This is a genomic window from Longimicrobium sp., from assembly GCF_048594345.1.
Classification (GTDB): domain Bacteria; phylum Gemmatimonadota; class Gemmatimonadetes; order Longimicrobiales; family Longimicrobiaceae; genus Longimicrobium.
Genome location: NZ_JBMDXM010000030.1, coordinates 1 through 11,155, shown reverse-complemented (window position 1 = coordinate 11,155; position 11,155 = coordinate 1). Strand labels below are relative to the sequence as shown.

Annotated in this window: 2 protein-coding genes; both read left to right on the top strand. The window is 73.0% G+C overall.

All coding sequences use genetic code 11. The annotated features are described in order from the left end of the window. The coding region (locus ACOJUJ_RS03120) for a non-ribosomal peptide synthetase (protein WP_420125382.1) at positions 1 to 1,837 on the top strand (1,837 nt) is incomplete at its 5' end. 1,248 nt (positions 1,838 to 3,085) lie between these two features. Then, positions 3,086 to 11,155: amino acid adenylation domain-containing protein (locus ACOJUJ_RS03115; RefSeq protein WP_420125381.1), on the top strand; the 8,070-nt coding region annotated here is incomplete at its 3' end.

Sequence of the window (11,155 nt, the reverse complement as noted above, 5' to 3'; positions counted from 1 at the left end):
GGCGGCGCGGACGCCGGACGCCGTAGCCGTGGTGTCGGGCGGGGTGCCGCTCACCTACGCGGAGCTGAACGGTCGGGCGAACCGCCTGGCGCGGCACCTGGTCCGGCTGGGCGTGGGCCCGGAGGTGCGGGTGGGCGTCTGCCTGGAGCGCGGCGCCGAGCTGATCGTATGCGGCCTGGCGACCCTCAAGGCGGGCGGCGCGTACGTGGCGCTGGATCCCGCGTATCCGGCCTCGCGGCTGGAGCTGATGCTGCGCGATTCCGGCGCGGCCGTGCTGCTGACGGAGCGGCGCTTCGCCGCGCCGGCGGTGGAGGGCGTCCGGGTGGTGCGGGTGGACGAGGAAGCCGGCGCGATCGCGGGGGAGAGCGCGGCGGATCTGCCGAACCGGGCGGCGCCGGGGAACCTGGCGTACGTGGTCTACACCTCCGGGAGCACGGGTACGCCCAAGGGTGTGGCGGTGGACCACGCGTCGCTGGGCAGCCTGTGCGCCTGGCACGCGCGCGCCTTTGACGTCACCGGCGCGGACCGGGCGACGCAGCTGGCCAGCCCGGGCTTTGACGCGGCGGTGTGGGAGGTGTGGCCGTACCTCACCCGTGGCGCGTCGGTGCACGCCGTTCCGGACGAGGTGCGGGCGGATCCGCCGGCGTTGCGGGACTGGCTGGTGGACAACGCGATCACCGTATCCTTCATCCCCACGCCGGTGGCGGAGCCCATGCTGGCGCTGGAGTGGCCGGCGGACGCGCGGCTGCGGTGGATGCTGACGGGGGGTGACCGGCTGCGGGCGCGGCCGGGTGCGGGGCTGCCGTTCGTGGTGAGCAACAACTACGGACCCACGGAGTGCACCGTCGTGGCCACGTCGGGCGTGGTAGAGACGGAAGGGACTCGCGCGCCGTCCATCGGCGGGCCGATCGAGAACACGCGTGTGTACGTTGTGGACGCGGGGATGCGGCCGCTGCCGGTGGGAGTTCCGGGCGAGCTGTGCATCGGGGGTGCGCAGGTGGCGCGCGGGTACCTGGGCCGCCCGGGGCTGACGGCGGAGCGCTTTGTCCCGGATCCGTTCTCGGCGGAAGGCGGCGCGCGGCTGTACCGCTCGGGCGACAAGGTGCGGTGGCTGGCGGACGGCACGATCGAGTACCTGGGCCGCCTGGACGAGCAGGTGAAGGTGCGCGGCTTCCGGATCGAGCTGGGGGAGATCGAGGCGACGCTGCGCCGCCATCCGGCGGTGACCGATTGCGCCGTCGTGGCGCGGGAGGATGCGGGTGGGGAGAAGCGGCTGGCGGCGTACGTGGTTGGCGAGGTGGAGGCGGAGGCGCTGCGGGAGCACCTGCGGCAGAGCCTGCCGGAGTACATGGTGCCGTCCGCGTTTGTCCCGCTCGACGCGCTGCCGCTGACGCCGAACGGAAAGCTGGACCGCAGGGCGCTGCCCGCGCCGGATCTGGCGTCGGTGGAAGAGGCGTACGTAGCGCCGCGCACGCCCGCGGAGGAGGCGCTGGCGCAGATCTGGGGGGACGTGCTGGGGATAGAGCGGGTGGGGGTGGAGGACAACTTCTTCGCGATCGGCGGGCATTCGCTGCTGGCCACGCGAGTGGTGTCGCGGGTGCGCGAGGCGCTGGACGTGGAGGTCGGGGTGGTGGCGCTGTTCGACCATCCCACGGTCGCGGGGCTGGCCCGCTGGCTGGGCGAGCGCGGCGCGGCGGGTGCCGCGGTGTGGGCGCCGGAGGCCGTGGACGCCGCCGGTGCCAGCCCCGACCGCCTGCTGACGATGATCGACGGCCTGTCCGAGGACGAGCTGGACCGCCTGCTGAGCGCCGGAATGGAGAGCACCCTGTCGTCGTGACGGCGGGTGCTCCGGCGGTGGCCCTGGCGGGTGCTCCGGGGCCACGGCGGCCTGGATGGATGATCCCAACGGCCGGGATGCGGGGGAGGCACGGCTCGCTCGAGGCAGGGTCATCGCTGCTCGCGGTCGTTCGCGCCGCGACCGTTTTGTGGATTCCACGTGCTCCGGGAGCGGATGCTCCCCGCGCGTTCTCCACCGTCGAGGCCTGCGGAGAGTACCTGTAAATACGAAGACGCAAAAGAAGCGTTTGTCGTGAGGGACGGCGCGTCCGCGAGCCCTGGCATGCGTTGCGGAATGTTGCTGGCGTTCATCCCGTCACTATTCCGTCTCGCGTGGTAATCGTGAATACGGTGTGAACTTGGCGTTCTACCCTCATGGCGGGCGTGGATGCAACGCGTTTGCGGCCGTGCCTGATCCGAGGTGTGCGCTTCGTTTGTGCATCTGTGTGTGCAGGTAGTGCGAGCGTTGTCGTTTGCCCGGGGCACCGGGCTGGTGTTCGTAAGGAGAACACAGAAACATCAGTTGCGGGTTTGTGCGTTTTCCTGTATGTTTGCATGCCCACTCACGTTATTCGCCAGTTCGTGTATGTTCATGGAGCGCAGACACGTAGCCACGTGATGCGCCCTGGCCCTATCCCGCGGCTACCCTCCAGATTCGTCCGTGTGTTCGTGCGACGCTCGGGATGGAAAGCCATATGTCTTTGCAGGACGGCAAGACATGGGGGATGCGCGCCTTGACGGAACAGATGAAGTGAAGTATTCTCATCCGTTCCCAATAGTATTGTCGTAAGGGGTTAGTCGGAGACCCTGGTTGGCCGGGGGCAAGTCCCCCGGGTCCGCACTGGGAGACGGAGCAGTGCGCCTGGTGCACCTCCCTTATCCGACAACACATAAGCAAACATTCGACGCACGCCGCTGATGGCGTGACCCCGCGGACGCGGTCGCCTGCGCGTCCGTGCCGGGGCGGCGCTGTCCGGGACCCACTCCTCGCTGCGCCGCGCGATGCACGGCCAGGCGCGGCGGGTGGACCCCGGCCCGCCCCTGCGTTCACGCCCGCGCGCGGACGCCGCGAGTTCGATCCCGATCGAAGAACGCACCCTCGTCCGGATTGCCCCGTGCCCTGGGCTGCGGCTGGACCGCGCCGCGTTGTGGCTGCGGACCGGCCGCCGGACATGCTGGACGACACTGCCGAAGACGAGCTGGACCGCCTTCTGAGCGCTGACCTCGAGAATCCCATTCTGTCATGACGGTGCCTACCCAGACCTCCGCCCCGCTCTCGCTCACCCAGAAGCAGGAGATGCTGCGCCGCATCCTGGCCGAGCGGATGAACCGGACGCGCACGGGGCCGGCCTCGTTCGCGCAGGAGCGGCTGTGGTTTCTGGACCGCGTGCAGAACGCGGGCGCGCTGTACAACATGCCCGAGGCGCTGCGCCTGTCGGGCCCGCTGGACGTGTCCGCGCTGGAGCGCGCGCTAGGCGAGATCGTGCGCCGCCACGAGGCGCTGCGCACCACCTTCACCGAAAGCGACGGCGTGCCGGTGCAGGTGATTGCGCCGTTCACCGCCTTCACGCTCCCCGTCGAGGACCTGTCCGCGCTGGACGCCGCGTCTCGCGAAGCCGGGGTGGCGCGCCGCGCCGCCGAGGACGCCGCGCGCGCGTTTGACCTGGCGGCCGGACCGCTGTTCCGCGCTTCGCTGCTGCGGATTGCCGCGGACGACCACGTGCTGCTGCTGTGCATGCACCACGTGGTGAGCGACGCGTGGAGCCTGGGCGTGCTGTACCGCGAGCTCACCGAGATCTACACCGCCTGTGCCGCCGGCGCGGAGCCGTCGCTGGAGCCCATGGCGCTGCAGTACGCGGATTACGCCGCCGAGCAGCGCGCCCGTCTGCAGGGCGAGGCCATGGACCGCGAGCTGGCGTGGTGGAAGGAGCGGCTGGCGGGCGCGCCCGCGCTGCTGGAGCTGCCCCTGGACCGCCCGCGCCCGGCCACGCGGTCCCTCCACGGCGCCAGCGAGCGAATGCAGCTGTCCGCCGCGCTGGTGGAGCGGCTGCAGGCCATCGCCCACGCCGAGGGCGCCACGCTGTACATGGTGCTGATGGGCGCCTTTCAGGTGCTGCTGGGCCGGTACGCGGGAAGCGAGGACGTGGTGGTGGGCAGCCCCATCGCGGGGCGCACGCGGCGCGAGGTGGAGGGGCTGATCGGCTTCTTCGTCAACACGCTGGTGATGCGCACGGACCTGTCGGGCGATCCCGCCTTCCGCGAGGTGCTGCGCCGCGTGCGCGCCACCACGCTGGGGGCGTTCGGGCATCAGGAGGTGCCGTTCGAGCGGCTGGTGGCGGAGCTGCAGCCGGAACGCAGCATGAGCCATCAGCCGCTGTTCCAGGTGATGTTCATGCTTGCCGGGGGCGCCGAGGAGACGGGCTGGGCGCTTCCCGGCGTCCGGGTCTCGCCCATGGAGGCGGAGATGCCGGTGGCCAAGTTCGACCTGACCCTGTCGATGTCGCCCACGGCGGACGGCGGCATGTCGGCCACCCTGGTGTACGCCACGGACGTGTTCGACGGCGGCACCATCCACCGGATGCTGGGGCACCTGGGGCGCGTGCTGGAGCAGGTGGCCGCCGACGCCGACGCGCGCCTGTCCGGCCTGGAGCTGCTGCGTCCCGCGGAGCGCGCGCAGGTGCTGGACGAGTGGAACCGCACGGATGCGGCGTACCCCTCCGACACCTCCATCCAGTCGCTGTTCGCCGAGCAGGCCGCGCGCACGCCGCACGCCGTCGCGGTGACGTTCGAGGATGAATCCGTCACCTACGCGGCGCTGGACGCGCGGGCGAACCGCCTGGCCAACCACCTGATCGCGATGGGCGTGAGGTCGGAGTCGCGGGTGGGGCTGTGCCTGGAGCGCGGGCCCGAGCTGGTCGCGGCCGTGCTGGGCATCCTCAAGGCGGGCGGCGCCTACGTGCCGCTGGATCCGGCGTATCCCGCCGAGCGGCTGGCGTTCATGCAGGCGGACTCCGGGATCCAGGTGCTGGTGACGCAGGAATCCCTGCGCGCATCGCTCCCCGCGGCCGAGGGCGTCGCGGTGGTGAGCATTGACGGCGCGACGGAGCGGATCGCCGCCGAGCGGGCGGACGATCCGCGGGTGCAGACGGGACCGGGCGGCCTGGCGTACGTCATCTACACCTCCGGCAGCACCGGCACCCCCAAGGGCGTGGCGGTGGAGCACCGCAACGTGGTCCGCCTGGTCCGGGGCGCCAACTACGCGTCGCTGGGCGCGGACGAGGTGATGCTGCAGGCCGCGCCGGTCTCGTTCGACGCCAGCACGCTGGAGCTGTGGGGCGCGCTGCTCAACGGCGGGCGGCTGGTGGTGATACCGGGGAAGAATCCCTCGCTGGAGGAGCTGGGGCGCGCGCTGGTGCGCCACGGCGTCACCACCGTCTGGCTGACGGCGGGCCTGTTCCAGGTGATGGTGCAGGAGCGGCTGGAGGACCTGCGCGGCGTGCGGCAGCTGCTGGCGGGCGGCGACGTGCTTCCGGTGGACGCGGTGGCCAAGGTGCGCGCGCGCTTTCCGGAGATGCGGCTGATCAACGGCTACGGCCCCACCGAGAACACCACCTTCACCTGCTGCCACACGGTGGACGGCACGTGGAGCGGCGGCCCGGTGCCGATCGGAACCCCCATCAGCAACACGCGCGTCTACGTGCTGGACGCCGCGCTGCGGCCGGTGCCCGCCGGCGTCCCCGGCGAGCTGTACGCGGGCCGCGAGGGCGTGGCGCGGGGCTACCTGGGTCGCGCGGCGCTGACGGCCGAGCGCTTCGTCCCCGACCCGTTCTCCGCGGCGCCGGGCGCGCGGATGTACCGCACGGGCGACCGCGTCCGCTGGGCGGCGTCGGGTGTCGTGGAGTACCTGGGCCGGCTGGACGAGCAGGTGAAGGTGCGCGGCTTCCGCATCGAGCTGGGCGAGATCGAGTCGGTGCTGCGCGGCCATCCCGGCGTGGCCGACTGCACGGTGATCGCGCGCGGCGGCGACGCGGGCGACAAGCGGGTGATCGCCTACGTGGTGGGGACCGCGGCGGAGGCCGATCTGCGCGCGCACCTGGCGGCCCGCCTGCCGGACCACATGGTGCCGGCCGCGATCGTCGCGATGGACGCGCTGCCGCTGACGCCCAACGGCAAGGTGGACCGCGGGGCGCTGCCGGAGCCGGACCTGGTGTCCGGCGCGGACCGCTACGCCGCGCCCCGTACGCCCACCGAGGAAGTGCTGGCCGGCCTCTTCGCGGAGCTGCTGCGGGTGGAGCGCGTGGGCCGCGACGACGCCTTCTTCGCGCTGGGCGGGCACTCGCTGCTGGCCACCCGCGTGGCCTCGCGCGTCCGCGCCGTGTTCGGCGTGGAGCTGCCGCTGCGCGAGCTGTTCGCCGGCGGCACCCCGGCCCGCTTGGCGGAGGTGGTGGAGGCACTGCGCCGCGAGGGGGTGCCGCCGCTGCCGCCCGTCGTCCCCGTGGAGCGCACGGACGCGCTGCCGCTCTCCTTTGCGCAGGAGCGGCTGTGGTTCCTGGACCGCATGGAGCCCGGCAGCCCCTTCTACAACGTCCCCAGTGCCACGCGCCTGTCCGGCCCGCTGGACGCGGCCGCGCTGGAGCGCGCGCTGGGCGAGATCGTGCGCCGCCACGAGGCGCTGCGCACCGCCTTTCGCGACGGCGACGGCGGACCGGTGCAGGTGATCGCACCCTTCGCCGGCTTCACGCTCCCCGTCGCGGACCTGTCCGCGCTGGACGCCGGTGCGCGCGAATCCGAAGCCACCCGCCGCGCCCAGGAGCACGCCGCGCGCCCGTTCAACCTGGCCGCGGGACCGCTCTTTCGCGCGTCGCTGCTGCGCCTGGCGGACGACGAGCACGTGCTGCTGCTGTGCATTCACCACGTCACCAGCGACGCGTGGAGCATGGGCGTGCTGTACCGCGAGCTGTCGGCGCTGTACGACGCGTTTCGCCAGGGCGGCGAGTCGCCGCTGCCGGAGCTGGCGCTGCAGTACGCCGACTATGCGGTGTGGCAGCGCGCCCAGCTGAGCGGCGAGGCCATGGACCGTGAGCTGGCGTGGTGGAAGGAGCGGCTGGCCGGCGCGCCCGCGCTGCTGGAGCTGCCCCTGGACCGCCCGCGGCACGCCGCGCCCACGCACCACGGCGCCGACGAGCGGATGGCGCTTCCGGCGGAGCTGGTGGAGCGGCTGCGGGCCCTTGCCCGTGCCGAGGGCGCCACGCTGTACATGGTGCTGATGGGCGCCTTTCAGGTGCTGCTGGGCCGGTACGGTGGAAGCGACGACGTGGTGGTGGGCAGCCCCATCGCGGGACGCATGCGGCCGGAGGTGGAGGGGCTGATCGGCTTCTTCGTCAACACGCTGGTGATGCGGACGGACCTGTCGGGCGACCCCGCGTTCCGCGAGGTGCTGCGCCGCGTACGCGCCACCACGCTGGGCGCCTTCGAGCACCAGGACGTGCCGTTCGAGCGGCTGGTGGCGGAGCTGCAGCCGGAGCGCAGCCTGACCCATTCGCCGCTGTTCCAGGTGATGTTCGCGCTCGCCGGCGGCGCGGCTGAGCCCGAGGTGCTGCTCCCCGGCCTGGGGGTCTCCTCCGTGGAGGCGGAGATGCCGGTGGCCAAGTTCGACCTGATGCTGTCGATGTCGCCCACGGCGGATGGCGGCATGTCGGCCACGCTGGTCTACGCCACGGATGTGTTCGACGGCGGCACCATCCGCCGGATGCTGGGGCACCTGGGACGCGTGCTGGAGCAGGTGGCGGACGGCGCCGACGCGCGCCTGTCCGGCCTGGAGCTGCTGCGTCCCGCGGAGCGCACGCAGGTGCTGGCGGAGTGGAGCGGCGCCTCCGTGCCCGTCCCCGCCGCCTCCATCCAGGCGCTGTTCGCCGAGCAGGCTGCGCGCACGCCGGACGCCGTCGCGGTGACGTTCGAGGATGAATCCGTCACCTACGCGGCGCTGGACGCGCGGGCGAACCGCCTGGCCAACCACCTGATCGCGATGGGCGTGGGGCCGGAGTCGCGGGTGGGGCTGTGCCTGGAGCGCGGGCCCGAGCTGGTCGCCGCCGTTCTCGCGATCCTCAAGGCGGGCGGCGCCTACGTGCCGCTGGATCCGGCGTATCCCGCCGAGCGGCTGGCGTTCATGCAGGCGGATTCCGGGATCGCGGTGCTGGTGACGCAGGAATCCCTGCGCGCATCGCTCCCCGCGGCCGAGGGCGTCGCGGTGGTGAGCATCGACGGCGCGGCGGAGCGGATCGCCGCCGAGCGGGCGGACGATCCGCGGGTGCAGACGGGACCGGGCGGCCTGGCGTACGTCATCTACACCTCCGGCAGCACCGGCACCCCCAAGGGCGTGGCCGTGGAGCACCGCAACGTGGTCCGCCTGGTGCGCGGCGCCAACTACGCGTGGCTGGGCGCGGACGAGGTGATGCTGCAGGCCGCGCCGGTTTCGTTCGACGCCAGCACGCTGGAGCTGTGGGGCGCGCTGCTCAACGGCGGGCGGCTGGTGGTGATGCCGGGGACCAACCCCTCGCTGGAGGAACTGGGCCGCGCGCTGGTGCGCCACGGCGTCACCACCGTCTGGCTGACGGCGGGACTGTTCCAGGTGATGGTGCAGGAGCGGCTGGAGGACCTGCGCGGCGTGCGGCAGCTGCTGGCGGGCGGCGACGTCCTTCCGGTGGACGCGGTGGCGAAGGTGCGCGCGCACTTTCCGGAGATGCGGCTGATCAACGGCTACGGCCCCACCGAGAACACCACCTTCACCTGCTGCCACACGGTGGACGGCACGTGGAGCGGCGGTCCGGTGCCGATCGGAACCCCCATCAGCAACACGCGCGTCTACGTGCTGGACGCCGCGCTGCGGCCGGTGCCCGCCGGCGTCCCCGGCGAGCTGTACGCGGGCGGCGAGGGCGTGGCGCGCGGCTACCTGGGTCGCGCGGCGCTGACGGCCGAGCGCTTCGTCCCGGATCCGTTTGCGGCGAAGCCCGGTGCGCGGATGTACCGCACGGGCGACCGCGTACGCTGGGCCGCTTCCGGGGTCGTGGAGTACCTGGGCCGGCTGGACGAGCAGGTGAAGGTGCGCGGCTTCCGCATCGAGCTGGGCGAGATCGAGTCGGTGCTGCGCGGCCACCCCGGCGTGGCCGACTGCACGGTGATCGCGCGCGGCGGCGACGCGGGCGACAAGCGGGTGATCGCCTACGTGGTGGGGACGGCGGCGGAGGCCGATCTGCGCGCGCACCTGGCGGCCCGCCTGCCGGACCACATGGTGCCGGCCACGATCGTCGCGATGGACGCGCTGCCGCTGACGCCCAACGGCAAGGTGGACCGCGGGGCGCTGCCGGAGCCGGACCTGATGTCCGGCGCGGACCGCTACGCCGCGCCGGTCACCCCGGCCGAAGAGGTGCTGGCGGACGTGTTTGCGGAGCTGCTGCGGGTGGAGCGCGTGGGCCGCGACGACGACTTCTTCGCGCTGGGCGGGCACTCGCTGCTGGCCACGCGCGTGGCCTCGCGCGTTCGCGCCGTCTTCGGCGTGGAGCTGCCGCTGCGCGAGCTGTTCGCCGGCGCCACCCCCGCCCGCCTGGCGCAGGTGGTCGAGGCGCTGCGGCGCGCGGGGCAGCCCCGGCTTGCCCCGGTGGTGCCGGTGGAGCGCACGGGCGCGCTGCCGCTCTCCTTTGCACAGGAGCGGCTGTGGTTCCTGGACCGCATGGAGCCCGACAGCCCCTTCTACAACGTCCCCGGCGCCACGCGCCTGTCCGGCCCGCTGGACGCCGCCGCGCTGGAGCGTGCCCTGGGTGAGATCGTGCGCCGCCACGAGGCGCTGCGCACCGTCTACGCCGAGGGCGAGCACGGGCCGGTGCAGGTGATCGCGCCGTTCGCCGGCTTCGCCATGCCGGTGGAGGACCTGGCGGCGCTGGACTACGCCGCCCGCGAGGAACGGGTGCGGAGCCGCGCCGCGGAGGACGCCGCGCGGCCGTTCGACCTGTCCGCGGGCCCGCTGCTGCGCGCGTCGCTGCTGCGGCTGGCCGCCGACGAGCACGTGCTGCTGCTGTGCATCCACCACATCGCCAGCGACGGGTGGAGCCTGGGCGTGCTCTTCCGCGAGCTGTCGGCGCTGTACGGGGCGTACCGCCAGGGGATGGATTCTCCGCTCCCCGAGCTGGCGCTGCAGTACGCCGACTACGCGGTGTGGCAGCGCCGCGAGATGGCCGGAGCGGTGCTGGACGCGCAGCTGGCGTACTGGAAGCAGCGGCTGGCCGGCGCGCCCGCGCTGCTGGAACTGCCGGCCGACCGTCCGCGCCCCGCCGTGCAGTCGTACCGCGGCGCGGCGGAGGAGCTGGACCTTTCGCCCGGGCTGCTGGAGCGCCTGCGCGAGCTGGGCCGCCGCGAGGGCGCCACGCTGTACATGGTGCTGCTGGGGGCCTTCCAGGCGCTGCTGGCCCGGTACGCCGGCACCGACGACGTGCTGGTGGGCACCCCCGTGGCCGGGCGCACCCGCCGCGAGGTGGAGGAGCTGATCGGCCTGTTCATCAACACGCTGGTGCTGCGCACGGACCTGTCGGGCGACCCGCCGTTCCGCGAGGTGCTGCACCGCGTGCGCGAGGCCACGCTGGGCGCCTACGAGCACCAGGACCTGCCGTTCGAAAAGCTGGTGGCCGAGCTGCAGCCGGAGCGCTCGCTGAGCCACGCGCCCCTGTTCCAGGTAATGCTTTCCCTGATCGACGGCGCGCGCGGGGAGGACGAGGGACTGCCGGGGCTGCACGCGTCGGCGGTGGAGGCCGACACCGCCACCACCAAGTTCGACCTGACCCTGGGCTTCGACCTGAACGACGGCGGATTCCGCGCGCTGCTGGCGTACAACACCGACCTGTTCGAGCGCGGCACCATCCGGCGGATGCTGCGCCACCTGGCGTACGTGCTGGAGCAGGTGGCCGACGACGCCGACGCGCGCCTGTCGCGGCTGGAGCTGCTGGAAGGCACCGAGCGCCGCAGGGTGCTGGAGGAGTGGAACCACACGGACGCCGGGTACGCATCCGCCGCGACGGTCCATGGGCTGATCGCGGAGCAGGCCGCGCGTACGCCGGACGCCCCCGCCGTGGTCTTTCGCGGCGCCACGCTGACCTACGCGGAGCTGGACGCGCGCGCCAACCGCCTCGCGCATCATCTCTCCGCGCTGGGCGCCGGGCCGGAAGCGTTCGTGGGGATCTGCCTGGAGCGCTCGGCGGAGATGGTGGTCGCCATGCTGGCGGTGCTCAAGAGCGGCGCGGCGTACCTGCCGCTGGATCCGTCGTATCCCGCG